Source organism: Streptomyces sp. NPDC093221 (genome assembly GCF_044753885.1).
In the GTDB taxonomy this organism is placed as follows: Bacteria; Actinomycetota; Actinomycetes; order Streptomycetales; family Streptomycetaceae; genus Actinacidiphila.
On record NZ_JBIVOA010000002.1, the window covers coordinates 1,074,894 to 1,091,751 of the forward strand.

A 16,858-nucleotide genomic window follows, 5' to 3' on the forward strand; every position below is an offset into this window, starting at 1 on the left:
GGGTTGCCCGGAGGGGCAGTGGCGGCAGGTGCCGGGCGCCCGCGGGGCGCGTACGTGTCGGTGGAACATCAGTGCGGACGGAAGGCGGCGCGCGCCGCGTCGAAGGTGTCCCGCGCCCGCTCGACCTGCTCGATCGGCGCCGACAGCCACATGTCGTACATCCGGCCGCCCTCCGTCCAGCACAGGTCGAACGTCCGGCGCGCGCCGTTGCCGTCCGCGAAACCGTCGTACGTGAACTGCCACAGCGCGGCGGGCCGCCCGCGCTGCGTGGTCTCGGTGATCACGCCGTCCCGGTACCCCGGATAGACACTGCCCGCCCGGGGACCGGCCAGATCCTGGTCGCGCAGCACCGCGTACGGGCCGCGCGGGTCGGGCGACTGCTCGCGCTCGCCGAAGCGGAAGGCGCGGTCGGGCGACCAGTAGTACACCCGCAGGACGCCGCTGCTGTCGCGCTGCGCGTCGCGTACGTATCCGGCGGGCAGCGCCAGCGAGAAGCCGGTCGGATCGGTGACGCGCTCGTACCCGGCCGGGAGGGCCGGGGCCGTCGGCGGGGGTGTCGTCGGGCTCGGCGTCGTGGGCGGCGGGGTCGTGCCCGTCACCGGCGCCGTGCTCGGCGGGGGCGACGCGGCGCGGGCGCCGCCGTCGTCGTGCCGGACGACCAGCACCGCGGCCAGCGCGCCGCCGCCGACCGCGAGGGCCGCCACGCTCACGGCGGCGGCGAGGACACGGCGCCTGCGGCCCTTCGGGCGGGGGGTCGCCCGCGGCTCGGGCTCCGCGTCACGCGGGGGTTCGACCGCCGGGACCACCGGTACGTGCTGGGCGGGCGGCGGCTCACCGGTCTCCGCGTACGCCGTCAGCAGCGTCTGCGCCCGCGCCGCGCCCATCCGGCGGCCCGGGTCCCGGTCGAGCAGCGCCGTGACCACCGGCAGCAGCGGCTCCGCCGCCTCGGGCGTCCTGATCGTGTCGATCGCGACCGCGTGCACGATCTCGCCTATCGACTCGCGGTGGAACGGGGACTCGCCGTCCACCGCCGCGCACAGCAGCGCGCCGAGCGACCACAGGTCGGACTCCGGGCCCGCCGCACGGCCCGACATCCGCTCGGGCGAGGTGTACTCCGGCGACCCCACGAAGGACCCGGTCTCGCTGATCGTCGCGCTGCCCGCGACCCGGGCGATTCCGAAGTCCGTCAGCACGACGCGTCCGGTGCCGCGCTCGATCAGTACGTTCGCCGGTTTCACGTCACGGTGCTGGACCTCGCTCGCGTGCGCCGCCCGCAGCGCGCCCGCCACGGCCGCGCCGATCCGCGCCGCCTCCCGCGGTTCCAGGGGGCCGTCCTGTGCCAGCACGTCCGCCAGCGAACGGCCGTCCACCAGCTCCATCACGATCCACGGGCGGCCGTCCTGCTCCAGCACGTCGTACACGACGATCACATGCGGGTGCCTGATCCTGGCCACGCTGCGCGCTTCGCGCAGTGCCCGGTCCTGGCCGCCCTCGGGCAGGTGCAGCTCCTTGACCGCCACCGGTCGGTGCAGCAGCTCGTCCTCCGCCCGCCACACCGTCCCCATCCCGCCGCGGCCGAGCCGCCCCGTGATGCGGTACCTCCCCGCCACCACATCCCGAGGCTCCGCCTCCGCCGTCCACCCCCCGTCACTCCCCATACCCCCCAGGCTATCCACCCTCCCCACCCCGGCCCACCCTCCAGGGCCTCCTCCCCAGCGCGCCCCCCCTTTGCGCGGGGCCTGTTCCTCAGGGGCGCGGGGGGACTTCGCCTAAAGACAAGGCCCGTTCTACCGGCGAGAAGTCGCTCTGAACAGGCAAAATGAGGCATTCGCGCTGGTCAGTTGGGGTGCGCGCATTGCTGGGTGCGCGTGCGGGATGGCGGCTGGGCGGGGCTTTGGGCGGGAGCTGCCATGGGGCGAGAGATCGGGGCCCGTAAGCTCGCGCGACTCGGGCAGGCTGTGGACCTGCCCGCAATAGCCCGAAGTGGGCCCCGATCTTAGAGGCTCGCCCCATGGTGGCTGCCTAAAGCCCCGATCAGCCGCCCATCAGCCGTAGCCTCTTGAACCGGTGTGCGGTCCGTCGACGGCAACATCTAGTGCTACAGGCCGAGGCGGTAGAAGACCTTCCCCGCCTTCTGTTCCACGCCCAGTGCCTCGTAGAACGCGAGGGCCGGGGGGTTGTCGGTGTCTGCCGTCCATTCGATCCGGGAGCACGCGGATTCGGCGGCGATCCTCTTCAGCTCAGCCAGCAGCGCACGACCTACGCCGCGACGCTGAGCGCTCTCGCGTACGTAAAGCTCCTTGAGGTACAGCGACGTGTCCGCGCCCGCTGCGGGCCAGAGGAACGTGTAGGACGCGAGCCCGACGACGTTGCCATCATTCCGGGCGAGGAGAACGGTCGCGGCGGGCCCGGAGGAGAACAGGGCCCGGCGGATCTGCTCGGGATCGGCGGCGGTCGGCTCGCCGCCGTAGTAGTGCTCTATCTCTCCGAGGATCACGGAGATTTCGTCCGTGTCCGCCTCGGTCGCCTCGCTGATCTGCACCGCGCCCGCCCTTTCTCACTCCGAAGGTTGCGCGAGGATCTCACGCAGCGCCTTCACCTCCAGCACTCTTCGAGCCTCCGGCACCCTATCGGCGACATCTCGGGCGCGGCACATGATCAGTGCGGTCCTGTGCTCCTCGGGCAACTCGACCACGGTGTTCATGGCCTGTTCGGCGGCCGAGGCGGGATCGCCCGCAATCGCCGTGCACATGGCCAAGTCCAGCCGGACGAGAGCCCGGTCCGTGTGATCGGAGCATGGGTAGAGATCGAGAGCGCGGGTCAACTCCGCGCTGGCACGGTCGGTGTCTTCAAGGTGCGTCCAGGCGTTCCCGGCGTGGAAGGCCATCTGCGATTCGGAGTAGCTGAACGCGGACTCCTCCCGGTCTTCGTCCGGAAGCCGGTTCAGCGCATCTTGAGCATGAGCCAGCGCCACCGCCGTGGCGTTGGGTCGGGAGAGCAAGGCGTGGGCACGTGCTTCAAGCGGCGCGGCGAGAGCAGGCCCGACGCAAGGGAGGCCACCGGCCCAATGCTGGGCCCGTACAGCCAGTTCGACCGCCCCGTAGAGGTCACCGCTGTAGTAGAGCTGGTACGCCTCCTGCGCGTAGATCCACGAGAGGGTGGCCCGGTCTTCGGCGGACGCCGCTGCGGCACGCCCCGTGCGCCACCAACTCTTCGCTCGCTCGTCTCCCATCTTGAGCAATGTCAGGGCGACGAGACCGGACATACGTGCGGCGGCGATGGTGAGCCGCTTACGTACGCGCTCCGACTGACGCCCCGTCATTAAGAGGCGGAGATCTGCGAAGTCGGTGATCAGATCTGGCAACAGCTCGGACTCCGGACGGTATCGGGTGGCTCTGCCGTGGCGTGCGACCGTCCATTCCACCTCGTCCAGGCTCACACCTGAGAGGGGACCAGCGGCGAAGGCTTCGTGCAGCCCGCGTTGCAAGGAGTCCGCTTGCTCAAGTGACGACGGACCGGACTCCGCTTCGGCCAGGACCACCAGCTCTCCGTGTGCCTCCAACGCCCAATCAAGTGCCGCCGCTGACTGTGCGGTTGGCTTACGCCGACCGTTTTCGAGATCAGACACCTGACTCTTGCTGACACTTGCTAATCGGGCTACGTCTCGAAGCGACCGGCTTCCGCGAAGCCGCTTCAACGCCTGACCGAATGACTCGCTCATGAGTCCTCCGCTGTCCGCCGTGTCCGCAGAGGTGCGGACGAGCGCGGACACGTAACTACTGCACCGGACTTTGCCGACAAGCAACGCTACTCGGGTCAGGACGTGCAAGCCGCGCTCCTGGCGGATTCGCCGTACGACCCCCGCAACCGCGTGAACGGTCCGGGGCGTGGCCAACCTGAGAGAGCAGGCTGACATGCGTGAGTTTAACCGGCGTTCGTTCGTGTGGGTGGGGGCAGTGCGGTGACGTTGACTGTGCCGCCCGCTGCGGAGGGGCGTTCCCTGGTCGTGAAGCGGTGGGCCCACCATCCGAGGTGTGTACCGGTGGCTCGGCATGCGCTGCGGGGGCATTTGGGAGCTTGGGGGATGCCCACGCTCGCCGACCGCGCTGAGGTCGTCCTCTCGGAGTTACTGACCAATTCTCTGCGCCATGCGCGTTCCCCGCAGGGGCGGCTGATCGAGACGCGGTACGAACGCCTCGACGGCGGCGTGCAGATCGAGGTGCATGACGCCAACGAGTCCTGGCCCGTACTCCGGGAGCCGTCGGCGGACGCGGAGTGCGGCCGGGGGCTGGCGCTGGTGGACGCGATTACCGGGGCACGTTGGGGTGTGAGCGCGCGAGAAGGCGTCGGAAAGCGGGTATGGGCGGTGGTCGCGCAGGACGACGCGGACGCCGAGGGCGAGGTGCCGGGCCGGTGAGCGGAATGAAGACCGTCTCCCGTGGCCCTGCCGCCGAAACCGACGTTCCCGCACGCCCTGGCCGGACGTGGGAGATCGCCAGCACGGACAACTACACCGCCACGGGTTACCTGCCGACCTGGGCCGAGGACGATCCGAGCACGTCCGGCGTATCGCTCGCACGGCTCTTCGTCCTGCTGGGAGACATGTGCCACCAGGCTCACTTCGACGGTCAGCGGATGCGCGTCGCGCATGCCCGCGAACCGGGCGAGGAGTCGGCGGTGTTCAGCGGGACCATCGACTGCACGCCGTACGCCGAAGACACTGCGGGGCGTCTTCCGGTGGCGAACGTCTGGATCGTTGACGACTACTGGGTCAACGGGCTCGATCCGACCGGCCTGGCGACGTTCGCCGCCCAACTGCGCGCTCAGGCCGACTACCTCGACCGCGAGGTATACCCCCTGCTTGTGGCGGCGCGTGCGGAGTGGACCGCCCGGCATGCGGGCCCTCCCAGTCGTCCGCCCAAGCGATGATGTGACCACCGACTCTCGCCGCCGCCTTGAGGTCCTGAGCCTCCTGCCTCTCCGGCGACGACGTCGCGTCCTTCTTCCGGCTCAGACTGCGCACCGCCACCAGACACTTCCCACACCCGTCATAAGCCGTCACCGGCCCCGCCGGAATCCGCGCCCTCCTACCCCGACCACGACCGCGCCCGCCCGCACGGCCCCCGCCGCCGTCATCGCCAGCAATAGCCGTCGCGTACATGCTCTCCATGGTCCGCCTACCCCTCCCGCACGTCACGTGCGTTCTGAGGAATCCCCTCCGGGGAACTGCGCGAGCAGCCGCTGGCAGTGGCGCGGGCGAAGATCCCGCCCCAGCGGGGCAGTTCGGTTGTCTCCGGACCACCGGCCGGTGGTGGGTTGATCGCGCAGTTCCCCGCGCCCCTGACGGGGCGGACCCCACCGCGCAAGGTGAACGGGCCGGGGCGGCGAGCCCTTGGCGTGGGGCGGGCGTCAGCTCGCCGCGTAGGTTTCGACGGCTTTGTCGAAGGCACGCTGGACATCGGCGCGCCGAGCGTCCGGCCCGCTGACGACGACGACATGGTAGGAGCCGTCGATGATGACGGCGAGATTGAGGGCGTAGATCTGCGTGTCGTTGGCGTCGCGGTAGCTGTACTCGCCCTCGGCGGCACTGTGCCCGCGCAGGTCGAGCGTGTGGAGACCGGAGGCGGCGGACCAGGAGGAGCCGCGGAAGGCGGCCAGTTCGGGCTCTTCGAGCTGGTAGGCGAGCGGATCGCTGCCGTGGTCGGAGACCTTGTCACGGCCGGGCACGACGGTGAGCTGGAGGTCGCTGCCGGAGTAACGGACCTGCCCCTGACCGTTCTTGCCGGAGCGCTGCCACCCGGTGTGGACGGCGACGGTGAACCCGGCGGAGTCGGTCCGCATGACGAAGTCGCTGCCGAGGTCCGGCGGCGGCACCGCCGTACTCGGCGGCGGGGCCGGCTTCGTGGTGGCCGGCTTCGTCGTCGGCGCCGCGGTCGTACGAGTGGGCGTCGGCGTCGGCTTCTTGCCGCCGCTGTGCCCGCCCGGCACCTCGGCCGGGACCGTACGGTCGCCGCCCTTGGCCCCGTTGTCCGACGTGTCGCCGTTGCCTGGCATGGCGAGCACCGCGTACGCGACGACGGCCGCGAGCACCACCAGGACCGCGATCAGCAGCCGCACGCCCAGCTTGCGCGGTGCCTCGTCGCCGCCGCGCGGAGGCTTGCGGTAGACGACCTCCTGCTCCTGGTGGATCTGCTCCTGCCGCATCTCGCTGCGCCGCGCCTGCTCGCGCTTGGCCTTGGTGACCCTGGCCTGCTTGCCGCGGGCGTGCCTGCGGTGCTGAATCCCGGCGACGTCGGCCTCGGCGGCGGCCTTGCGGCGCCGCCGCCGTACCAACTCGCCCTTGCGGCGCACGATCGGCAATTTGGCCGGATCCGTCGGCACCTGGACCATGTCGAGGCCGAGATCCGGCTCGGGCGCGGAGCGGATCAGCGACCGCAGCCAGCCGCCCAACTCCTCGGCCTCCGGCCGCTCCTCGGGGTCGGGCCGGAGCAGCGACTCGACGATCGGCCGCAGCGCGCCGCACTCCTCGGCGAAGGCGGGCGGCTCGGCGCACACCATCTGCACCAGTTCGGCGGCGCTCTCCTCGGGGAACGGCGGATGCCCCTGCACGGTACGGAAGAGCAGCGAGCCGAGCGCCCACAGGTCGGCGGCCGGGCCGACCGGCGGCGACAGCCGCCAGTTCTCGTGCACCTCGTGCGCCTGCTCCGGCGCCCAGCGCTCGGTGACGGCGCCGATGACGGTGATCCGGTTCTGCCGGGCCCGCTCCTGTTCGAGGGCGGACTCGGGGCCGTGCCACGACTGGTCCTCACCCGCGCCCGACAGGCCGCCGCCCGCGAGGACCTGGATGTGCTGCGGCACGGGGTCGTAGCCGCACAGCGCCTCCTGGGCGGCGCCCGCGGCGAGCCCGGCGAGCATCGCCCGGCCGTCGTCGCAGACCAGCACGGTGCTCGCGGTCACATTGCGGTGCGTCCAGCCGTACGCGTGCACGGCGCGCAGCGCGGTGAGCACGTCGGAGGCGACCTCGGCGGCACGGTAGGCGTCCAGCGGCCGGTCGGCGAGTAACGCGGCGAGCGGCCGGGCGGACACCAGTTCGCTCGCGATCCAGAGACTGCCGCCCTCGATGAAGATGTCGAAGACCTGGACCAGGCGGGGGTGGTCGGGTATCGCCGCCGCCGCGCGGGCGGCCTCAAGGGCGCGCCGGGCGCTGTCGCTCAGCGCGTCCTGGTCGCCGTATCCCCGGTCGTCGCCCGGGTCCTCGGCCGTGACGACCTCGGGCAGCAGCACCTGCCGGACCAGGACCTCCTGGCCGCTGTAGGTGTCGAAGGCGCGCGTCTCGACCAGTTCGAACTCGTCGGCGGGCGGCCGGGGCAGCCGGTACCGGTCGGCGAGCACGCGGCCCGCGTATTCGTCCACGACGCCCCCTCTCCGGCCCTTCCCGACCCGATGCCATCCGTGCGGGAACCCTCGCCCGCACCCCACCTTGTACCCGAAGCGGTCCGATCCGAACGGAATCCGGCTGCGGACAGTCCACGGCTACTCACAATACGTGCTGCGGAAGGCTCACTTGGCCGGTTTGAAGGTAGCGAAGAAGGTCGTGAGGGCCTTGGTGCTGGTATCGCTGGTCCACGCGTCGGCCGGAGTCGTGAACATGATGGCGTACCCGTGCTTCGGGTCCGTCACCATGCCGCGATTCAGGACGTGTACCTGCTTACCCTTCACGTCCCGCTTGTACTCCCAGTCGGCCGCGTCGTACGAGCGGTACTGCGTCTGGGCCACCTTGAGTTCCTGGTAGCCGGGCATGCCGTTCCGGCCGGACTTGGCGGTCTTCGCCGCGTTCTGCCAGTCCTTGAGCGCGCTCGGCCCCGGCGAATGCGTCCAGTCCACGAGCAACTCGCTGCCGTCCGAGCCCCGGAACTTCGAGCCGCTGCCGTACCCGTTGTCCCCCACGCGCTTCCAGCCGTTGGGCAGGGCTATCGAGAAGCCCTCGGAGTCGTCGTAGCGGTAGAAGCCCGCCGGTACGGCGTCCGAGCCGCCGGTGGCCGGCGGGGACGAGGCGGGGGTGGTCGGCGCGGAGGCCGAACTGCCCGGCGACGACGGCGACTTGCTGTCGTCCGTGCCGCCCTTGCTGTCGTCGTCGTTCTTCGCGCCGGTCGACGCGGACGCGGAGGCCGAGGCCCCGCCCTTCGGCTTCGACGCCGATCCGTTCCCGCCGTCGCCGCCACCGGAGTTGGCGAGCGCTATGCCGATCACCGTGCCCAGCAGGACGATCACGATCGCCGCGGCCACGATGACCATCGTGCGGCGCGGTACGACGTCGGTGAGCGACGCGCGCGGCGGGACGGGGCCGCCGGGCTCAGGGGCGGCGGCCGATGTCGCGGGCTTCGCGGGGATCTTGGCGGCGGCGGCCTTGCGGACCGAGCGCAGTGCGTCGCGGACCCGGGCCTGGTCGGCGGCGGCTTCGCCTCCGGCGGTGGGGGTCCCCCCGCCGGAGGCAGCGGGAGCGTCGGTCGGGGTGGGCTGCGGGTCCACGTTCAGCACGACGGTACGGGCGTCGGAGGTGGGCGGCGCGACCGGGCGTTCGGGGGCGTGCGCGACGGTGGACAGCAGGGCGTACGCGGCGTCGTGGTCGAGGCGTTGGGCCGGGTCCTTGACCAGCAGGCCCTTGATCGCCTCGGCGAGCGGCCCGGCGTTGGTCATCGGCCCGACCGGCTCGGTCATCACCGCGGTCAGGGTGGCGATGGCCGACCCCTTGTCGTAGGGCGGGCGGCCCTCGACCGAGGCGTAGAGCAGCGCGCCGAGCGACCACAGGTCGGCGGGCGGGCCCGGCTTCTGGCCGCGCGCGCGTTCCGGCGAGATGTACGAGGGGGCGCCGACGAGCATGCCGGTGGAGGTGACGGACGGGTCGCCGTCGATCTGGGCGATGCCGAAGTCGCTGAGGACCACGCGCCCGGCGCCGCGGCCCGCGGGGTCCGAACCGCGGTCGGCGAGCAGGACGTTGGAGGGTTTCACGTCGCGGTGCAGGATGCCGGCGTTGTGGGCGGCCTTGAGGACGTCGAGTATGACGAGGCCGACCTCGGCGGCGCGCTTGGGCGTGAGCGGGCCGTCCTCACGGATCGCGTCGGACAGCGAGCGGCCCTCGACCAGCTCCATGACGATCCACGGCCGGTCGTCCTCCTTGACCACGTCGAAGACGGTGATCGCGCCGGTGTTGCGAATCCGCGCGGTGGCCTTGGCCTCGCGCAGGGTCCTGGTGACCAGGCGCTGCTTCTCGTCCTCGTCGACGTTGCCGGGGAAACGCAGCTCTTTGACCGCGACGGTACGGCCCAGCGTCTCGTCGACGGCGCGCCACACCGTGCCCATGCCGCCTTTGCCGAGGACTTCGCCGAGGCGGTACCGGTCGGCGAGCACGCGTCCGTCGGTACTTTCGACCTCGCTCATGGGATCCCTCTGGAGTGCTGGACGTGTAAACACCCATCATCCCCGAACGGGGGACGCGGAAGCGAACCCGGCTTATGGGTTCGATAGCCGGAAACCGGCCACAGCGTTCGTGAACACCGGTCGGTAGGTGTCCCATTCGGCGTCCGGAGCCGACAGGTAGACCGCGTACTCACGACCACCCGGCTTGCCGAATCCGAGGTCGATCGCATGGAACTTGCGGACCGAGCCCTGGAAGGTGAACTCCCACAGCGCGGCGGGCATCCCCAACTGCACGGTGCGGATCATCCGTTCACGGTGGTACTCGTCAACCTGCTCCTGGGTCTGCGGCTCCAGAGTCAGCCAGTGCTCGTACGGGTCGTCGCTGCCGAAGTCCAGCGAGCTGATCTTCAGGCCGATCTTGCCGGTCGGGTCGATGAAGTCGACCTCGTCGCCGTCGTTCTTGACCTGCCGCGTCCAGCCGTCGGGCACCGGCACCGCGTAACCGTGGTCGGCCTCCGTGACCAGGTGGTAGCCGTCGGGGACCGGCGGGGGCGGCGCCGTGGTGCTCGGCGTGGGACCGGCCGAGGACGTGGTGCCGGTGGGCGGTGTGCTGACCGCCGTGGTGGGGCCGGGGCTCGCGTCCGTACCGGAGCCGCCGTTGTGGATGACGGCGAAGGCGGTGCCCGCGGCCACGAGGGCGACGACGGCGACGCCCGCGATCCACGCTCCGGTACGGCGGCGCGGCCGTTCGGGGCGGTGCGCGCCGGAGTGCGGGCCGGTGTCGGGGCCTGAACCGCCCGCGCCCGTACCGAAACCGGCGGCCGTTCCCGTACCGGTTCCCGTGGAGTAGGGCGGAGGGGGCCCGAAGGAGTCGGCGTACGGAGGGGAGTGCGCGCCGCCGGGGGGCGGGGCGCCGGGCACCTGGGTCACGGTGGCGGTCCGGCCGTCGCCCGCGGGGTAGGTGAACCGGTCGGTGTCGACCTGCCCGGTGTCGGGTTCTGCCAGCGGAATCCGCAGCAGCCGCTCGGTCTCGGCCGCGGACAGCCGCTCGGCCGGTTCCTTGGCGAGCAGCCCGGCGATCACCTGGGTCAGCGCGCCCGCGTTGGCGGCCGGCAGCACCGGCTCCTCGGCGATGGCGTACGCGGTCTCGATCGCGGTCGGCCGCCGGAAGGGCGACTCGCCCTGGACGGCCTGGTAGAGGGTGGCGCCCAGCGCCCACAGGTCGGCCTCGGGTCCGGGCAGGGCGCCCCTGATCCGCTCGGGCGACAGGAAGTCGATGGAGCCGATGAGTTCGCCGGTCCGGGTGAGGGTGGAGGTGCCGGACGCCTGGGCGATGCCGAAGTCGGTGAGGACCACGCGCCCGCTGCCGTAGCCCTGTTCCGCGGAAGCGCCCTCGACGGGTGCGCCGCCCTCGACGCCGAGCAGGACGTTGCCCGGCTTGACGTCGCGGTGCAGCACTCCGGCGCGGTGCGCGGCCCGCAGCGCGGCGACCATGCCGCGGCCGATCCTGGCGACTTCGGCGACCGGCAGCGGTCCGTGCTTCTTGAGCTGTTCGCCGAGCGTGACCGACGGGACGTACTCCATGACGATGGACGGCAGTCCCTCGTCGTCCACGACGTCGTGCACGACCACCACGTTGGGGTGGCTGATCCGGGCGGCGGCGCGCGCCTCGCGGCGGGTGCGTTCGAAGAGGGTGGCCAACTCGTCGTCGTGCATGTGCGGCTGGGGCGGGTGCAGCTTCTTCACCGCGACCTGCCGGCCGAGGAGTTCGTCCTCGGCCCGCCACACGGTGCCCATGCCGCCCCGGCCGATGCGTTCGAGCAGCCGGTACCGGCCCGCGACCAACCGCCCCTCGTCGGCCTGTCCCGTCATCTCGCGCCCTTCCGCCCGCTCCCCCGACGCGCGCCGCGTCTCCCCCGAGACGCACCGTGCCTAGAGGGGAACGATATCGGGCGCGCCCAGCCTGGCCGCATCCGCGGTCAGATCATCGGGCTGGAGCTGCGACTCGCGCTCGGCCTCCACGCGCTTCTCGTAGTAGGCCACTTCCTTGTCGATCTGGTCCTTGTCCCAGCCCAGGACGGGTGCCATCAACTCGGCGGCCTCGCGGGCGCTGCGGGTGCCGCGGTCGAAGGTCTCGATCGAGATCCGGGTCCTGCGGGCGAGCACGTCGTCCAGGTGGCGGGCGCTCTCGTACATCGCCGCGTAGACGATCTCGGCCCGCAGGTAGTCGTCGGCCGAGGTCAGCGGGGCGCCCAGCGACGGGTCCTCGGCGATCAGCGCGAGCACCTCCTCGGCGAGCGAGCCGTACCGGTTGAGCAGGTGCTCCACCCGGGCGACGTGCAGTCCGGTGCGGGCGGCGGTGCGGGCGCGGGCGTTCCACAGCGCGTGGTAGCCCTCGGCGCCGACCAGCGGCACATCCTCCGTGCAGCACTCGGCCACCCGGTGGTCCAGGCCGTGCACGGCCTCGTCGACCGCGTCCTTGGCCATCACGCGGTACGTCGTGTACTTGCCGCCCGCGACCACCACGAGTCCCGGCACCGGGTGCGCCACGGTGTGCTCGCGCGAGAGCTTGCTGGTGGCGTCCGACTCCCCGGCCAGCAGCGGACGCAGGCCCGCGTAGACGCCCTGGACGTCGTCCCTGGTCAGCGGGGTGGACAGCACCGAGTTGACGTGTTCGAGCAGGTAGTCGATGTCGGCGCTGGACGCCGCCGGGTGGGCCTTGTCCAGGTCCCAGTCGGTGTCGGTGGTGCCGATGATCCAGTGCCTGCCCCAGGGGATGACGAAGAGCACGCTCTTCTCGGTCCGCAGGATGAGCCCGGTGGTGGAGTGGATCCGGTCCTTGGGGACCACCAGGTGGATGCCCTTGGACGCGCGGACGTGGAACTGGCCGCGCTCGCCGATCAGCGCCTGCGTGTCGTCGGTCCACACCCCGGTGGCGTTGACGATCTGCTTGGCGCGGATCTCGTACTCGCCGCCCTGCTCGCCGTCCTGCACCCGCGCGCCGACGACGCGCTCGCCCTCGCGGAGGAAGCCGATCACCCGCGCCTGGTTGGCGACCTGCGCGCCGTAGGAGGCGGCGGTACGCACCAGGGTGGTGACGAAGCGCGCGTCGTCGACCTGCGCGTCGTAGTACTGGAGCGCGCCGACCAGCGCGTCCTTGCGCAGCGCGGGCGCGACCTGGAGGGCGTGCTTACGGGTGAGGTGGCGGTGCACCGGCAGGCCGCGGCCGTGCGCGGAGGAGACCGACATGGTGTCGTACAGCGCGACGCCGGAGCCCGCGTAGAGCCGCTCCCACGCCTTGTGCTGCAAGGGGTAGAGGAACGGGACCGGCCGCACCAGGTGCGGGGCGAGGCGTTCCAGGAGCAGGCCGCGCTCCTTGAGGGCCTCGCGGACCAGCGCGAAGTCCAGCATCTCCAGGTAGCGCAGGCCGCCGTGGATCAGCTTGCTCGACCGGCTCGACGTGCCGGACGCCCAGTCGCGGGCCTCGACCAGACCGGTGGACAGGCCACGGGTGACGGCGTCCAGCGCTGTTCCCGCGCCGACCACCCCGCCGCCCACGACCAGCAGGTCCAGCTCGTGCTCGGCCATCCGGGCCAGTGCCCCGGCCCGCTCGGCGGGGCCCAGTGTTGACGTACGCATCCGTGTGCCTCCCATGGTGGCGGCGCTCTCGCGTGCCGCCGCGGTGGATAGCCCTCCACTCGATAGTGACCGCCACCGCCGCGAGCGGCCACCCTTGACCCGCCGTCGAGGGGGGTGCCGGGGCGCGCCCGCGGTGCGGCGAGGCGGTGAACGCCCTGCGGGCAGGGCGTCCGGGCCGTCCCTCTCCTACCCGGCGATCCCGTGCCTCTTCTGCCCGTAACCCGGATGACTGCACGGCGCGCCGTGCGGTCATATCAGTCATTTGTCTGGTTAGCCTGATTTAAAGCCATCCGTGGAGCCATCCGTGGAGTCCCCGTGGTGGTCGCAAGGGAGAGGACTGAACCGCATGCCCGCAGACCTCGCAGTGCTCGGACTCGGCCGCACCGGACTTCCCCTCGCCCAGGCGGCGACCGCCGCGGGCGTCGGCGTCATCGGCTACGAACCCGACCCGGCCGCCGCGGCCGACATCAACGCGGGCCGCGTACCGCCGGGCACGCTCGCCGCCGCCGACCTGCGCCGGATGCTCGCGGGCGGCTTCCGCGCGACCGCGGACCCGGCGGTGCTCGGCCGGGTCAGGACCGCCGTGATCTGCGCGCCCACCCCGCTCGGCGAGGACCGCGCCCTGGACCTGACGGCGGTGTCCGCCGCCGCCCGCGCGCTCGCCGGGCACCTGCGCCCGCACACCACCGTCGTCCTGGAGTCGGCGGTCTACCCCGGCACCACCGAGGGGTTCCTGCGCCCGCTGCTGGAGGCCGACGGGCTGCGCGCGGGCCGGGACTTCCACCTCGCCTACTCCCCCAGCCGCCTCGACCCCGGCAACCGGGACTTCCACCTCGCCAACACCCCCAAGGTGATCGGCGGTTGCACCCCCGCCTGCACCGAGGCCGCCGCCGCCTTCTACGGCCGCTTCACCGAACGCATCGTGCGCGCCCGCGGCCCCCGCGAGGCCGAGGCGGTCAATCTGCTGGAGACCAACTACCGGCACGTCAACATCGCCTTCGCCAACGAGATGGCGGTCTTCTGCCACGACCTCGGCGTCGATCTGTGGGACGTGATCCGCTGCGCCGAGACCAAGCCGTTCGGCTTCCAGGCGTTCCGACCGGGACCCGGTGTCGGCGGCCCGGCCGCCGCCCTCGACCCCAACGCCGTCCCGCTCTTCGCCGCCATGCCCGCCCAGGGCCAGGTCCGCATGCTCGGCCACCCGCTGCGGATGGTCGAACTGGCCCAGGAGGTCAACTCCCGCATGCCGCGCTACGTCGTCCAGCGCGCCGCCGCGCTGCTCAACGAGCACGGCAAGTCCCTGCGCGGCGCCCGCGTCCTGCTGCTCGGCGTCACCTACAAGGCCGACCTGGCCTCCCAGGAGGGCGCCCCCGCCCGCGAGATCGGCACCCGGCTCATCGAACTCGGCGCGCAGCTGTGCTACCACGACCCCTACGTACCGCAGTGGCGCGTTCTCGACCGTCCGGTGCCGCGCGCCGACTCCCTGTGGGAGGCAGCCTCCGAGGCCGATCTGACGGTGCTGCTCCAGCACCACCGCACGTACGACCTCCAGGGTCTGGCGGTCAAGGCGCAACTCCTGCTGGACACACGGGGGGCGACGCCGGCGGGTGCGGCGGCGCGGCTGTAGCGGCCCGCCGCGGCGGGGTTCCCGATCCGCGTGTAGTGGTCATGTAACGACCGGAAGAACAACTTGTCCGATTGTCACCCCCTGCTGCTAGATTTCGGCGTCCATCGTCGAATGCCGTATCCCGGGGGACCCCATGAGCGCCAACTACCCGCCGCCGCAGCAGCCGCAGCAGCCCGGCGGCCAGAATCCGTACGGACCGCCGCCGGGCGCCGGATACGGCTACCCGCAGCAGCCCCAGGCCCCGTACGGCCAGCAGCCCCAGGCGCCCTACGGTCAGCAGCCCCAGCAGCAGTGGGGCGCGCCGCCCGCGCCCGGCGCCTTCAACCCGGCCGCCTACCCGCCGCCGGTGCCGGTCGCCCGCCGCGACAACCCCGGACTCGGCTTCCTGGTCGGCCTGCTGGCCGCGATCGTCGCCGCGCTCGCGTACGGCGGCATCCTGCGCGCGCTGTCCAGCGACGACGGCAGCACCCACGAATTCCGGCTGATGGCGATCGGCGTCGGCGCGCTCGTCGGCCTCGCCGTCGGCAAGGCCGGCGGACGCAACCCGGCCCTGCCGTTCGTGGCCGTCCTGCTCGCGCTGTTCGCGGTCGTCTTCGGCGAACTCTTCGGCGGCGCCCTGGTGATCAGCCACTACGTGTCGGGCCAGGGCGGCTCGATGCCGGTCACCGACATCTTCTTCCACCACTTCGGCGACCTGCTCGACTCGTGGAAGCAGGACTTCAGCTTCATGCGCTTCCTCTTCCTCGCCGTCGCCGCGTTCATCTCCTTCGGCGTCGCGAAGCACGCGGGCGACAACTGACGACAACCGCCCCGGCGCGGTGACGCGTACCGCGCCGTGACGCGACGAGGGGCCGTACCGCCTGCGCGGTACGGCCCCTCGTGCGTTCTCCGGCGTGTGCGCCCTAGCGGTGGTGGGTCGGGGAGACCGTCACCTCGACGCGCTGGAACTCCTTCAGGTCCGAGTAGCCGGTGGTGGCCATCGAGCGGCGCAGGGCGCCGAAGAAGTTCATCGAGCCGTCGGGCGCGTGGGACGGGCCGAGCAGGATCTGCTCGGTGGTGCCCGCGGTGCCGAGGTTCATCCGCTTGCCGCGCGGCAGTTCGGTATTGACCGCCTCCATGCCCCAGTGGAAACCGCGGCCCGGCGCGTCGGTGGCGCGGGCCAGCGGGGAGCCCATCATCACGGCGTCCGCGCCGCACGCGACCGCCTTGGGCAGGTCACCGCTGGCGCCGAAGCCGCCGTCCGCGATGACGTGCACGTACCGGCCGCCGGACTCGTCCATGTAGTCCCTGCGGGCGGCGGCGACATCGGCCACCGCGGTCGCCATCGGCACCTGGATGCCCAGCACATTGCGCGTGGTGTGCGCGGCGCCGCCGCCGAAGCCGACGAGGACGCCCGCGGCGCCGGTCCGCATCAGGTGCAGCGCCGCCGTGTACGTGGCGCAGCCCCCGACGATCACCGGCACGTCGAGTTCGTAGATGAACTGCTTGAGGTTCAGCGGCTCGTGCGAGCCGGAGACGTGCTCGGCGGAGACCGTGGTGCCGCGGATCACGAACAGGTCGACGCCCGCGTCCACGACCGCCTTCGAGAACTGCGCGGTGCGCTGCGGCGACAGCGCGGCGGCCGTCACGACGCCCGCGTCCCGGACCTCCTTGATCCGCTGCCCGATCAGCTCCTCGCGGATCGGCGCCGCGTAGATCTCCTGGAGGCGGGCCGTCGCCCGGGTGTCGTCCAGCTCCGAGATCTCCGCGAGCAGCGGCTCCGGGTCGTCGTACCGGGTCCACAGCCCTTCGAGGTTCAGCACCCCGAGGCCGCCGAGGTTCCCGATCCTGATCGCCGTCTCCGGCGACACCACCGAGTCCATGGGCGCCGCGAGGAACGGCAGCTCGAAGCGGTACGCGTCGATCTGCCACGCGATCGAGACCTCCTTCGGGTCCCGGGTGCGCCGGCTCGGCACGACGGCGATGTCGTCGAACGAGTACGCCCTGCGGCCTCGCTTGCCCCGACCGATCTCGATCTCTGTCACGTCCTGCGCCTTTCTTTTGACCTGCGGCCCCTCAGTATCCCCGTTCGGCCCGCGGGCGGCCCGTGCCCCGTCGGGGATGCGCCCCCGCGCGCTGCCTCGGCACAGGACCTGTGCCCCGTGGAGGCGCGGGGAGAAGAACCGCACGGGGCCG

At 72.0% G+C, this 16,858-nt stretch carries 12 protein-coding genes; 4 read left to right on the forward strand and 8 right to left on the reverse strand.

Translation table 11 applies throughout. The features are described from left to right. Positions 1 to 68: 68 nt before the first annotated feature. The 3 genes from ACIQCJ_RS10670 to ACIQCJ_RS10680 form a co-directional block, all read right to left on the reverse strand. Positions 69 to 1,613 carry a serine/threonine-protein kinase gene (locus ACIQCJ_RS10670; RefSeq protein ID WP_402711182.1) on the reverse strand — a complete coding sequence of 515 codons (1,545 nt, stop codon included), beginning with the start codon at positions 1,611 to 1,613 and terminating at the stop codon, positions 69 to 71. A gap of 485 nt (positions 1,614 to 2,098) precedes the next feature. Then, a complete protein-coding gene (locus ACIQCJ_RS10675) occupies positions 2,099 to 2,542 on the reverse strand; it encodes a GNAT family N-acetyltransferase (RefSeq protein ID WP_402711183.1) in 444 nt (147 codons plus the stop codon). A gap of 15 nt (positions 2,543 to 2,557) precedes the next feature. Continuing rightward, a complete protein-coding gene (locus ACIQCJ_RS10680) occupies positions 2,558 to 3,721 on the reverse strand; it encodes a helix-turn-helix domain-containing protein (RefSeq protein WP_402711184.1) in 1,164 nt (387 codons plus the stop codon). Between the two features lie 285 nt (positions 3,722 to 4,006). On the opposite strand from ACIQCJ_RS10680, the gene ACIQCJ_RS10685 reads away from it, so the two are divergent. Continuing rightward, the gene (locus tag ACIQCJ_RS10685) at positions 4,007 to 4,417 is read left to right on the forward strand and encodes an ATP-binding protein (protein ID WP_402711287.1); all 411 of its coding nucleotides are present in this window, start codon (positions 4,007 to 4,009) and stop codon (positions 4,415 to 4,417) included. A 5-nt stretch (positions 4,418 to 4,422) separates the two neighbouring features. Beyond that, a complete protein-coding gene (locus ACIQCJ_RS10690) occupies positions 4,423 to 4,929 on the forward strand; it encodes a DUF6907 domain-containing protein (RefSeq protein WP_401855794.1) in 507 nt (168 codons plus the stop codon). 480 nt (positions 4,930 to 5,409) lie between these two features. Here the strand turns inward: ACIQCJ_RS10690 and ACIQCJ_RS10695 are convergent, their stop codons facing one another. From ACIQCJ_RS10695 to ACIQCJ_RS10710, 4 genes are all read right to left on the reverse strand, one after another. Next, positions 5,410 to 7,413, reverse strand: a complete 2,004-nt coding sequence (locus tag ACIQCJ_RS10695; RefSeq protein ID WP_355336806.1) for a protein tyrosine kinase — start codon at positions 7,411 to 7,413, stop codon at positions 5,410 to 5,412. Between the two features lie 147 nt (positions 7,414 to 7,560). Further along, positions 7,561 to 9,438, reverse strand: a complete 1,878-nt coding sequence (locus tag ACIQCJ_RS10700; protein ID WP_402711185.1) for a serine/threonine-protein kinase — start codon at positions 9,436 to 9,438, stop codon at positions 7,561 to 7,563. Positions 9,439 to 9,510: 72 nt separating this feature from the next. Continuing rightward, a complete protein-coding gene (locus tag ACIQCJ_RS10705; protein ID WP_402711186.1) occupies positions 9,511 to 11,289 on the reverse strand; it encodes a serine/threonine-protein kinase in 1,779 nt (592 codons plus the stop codon). 60 nt (positions 11,290 to 11,349) lie between these two features. Further along, entirely contained in the window at positions 11,350 to 13,056 is a 1,707-nt protein-coding gene (locus ACIQCJ_RS10710) for a glycerol-3-phosphate dehydrogenase/oxidase (RefSeq protein WP_188281981.1), read from the reverse strand. 346 nt (positions 13,057 to 13,402) lie between these two features. Between ACIQCJ_RS10710 and ACIQCJ_RS10715 the strand changes: the two genes are divergently transcribed. Together ACIQCJ_RS10715 and ACIQCJ_RS10720 are read left to right on the forward strand one after the other, a co-directional pair. Next, positions 13,403 to 14,683 carry a nucleotide sugar dehydrogenase gene (locus tag ACIQCJ_RS10715; protein ID WP_355336803.1) on the forward strand — a complete coding sequence of 427 codons (1,281 nt, stop codon included), beginning with the start codon at positions 13,403 to 13,405 and terminating at the stop codon, positions 14,681 to 14,683. 133 nt (positions 14,684 to 14,816) lie between these two features. Beyond that, complete coding sequence (locus tag ACIQCJ_RS10720; protein WP_355336802.1) at positions 14,817 to 15,482, forward strand: hypothetical protein; 666 nt, start codon at positions 14,817 to 14,819, stop codon at positions 15,480 to 15,482. Positions 15,483 to 15,585: 103 nt separating this feature from the next. Here ACIQCJ_RS10720 and ACIQCJ_RS10725 read toward each other — a convergent pair whose 3' ends face one another. Next, on the reverse strand, positions 15,586 to 16,707 hold the full coding sequence (locus tag ACIQCJ_RS10725; RefSeq protein WP_355336800.1) for a GuaB3 family IMP dehydrogenase-related protein: 1,122 nt from the start codon (positions 16,705 to 16,707) through the stop codon (positions 15,586 to 15,588). Positions 16,708 to 16,858: the final 151 nt, after the last annotated feature.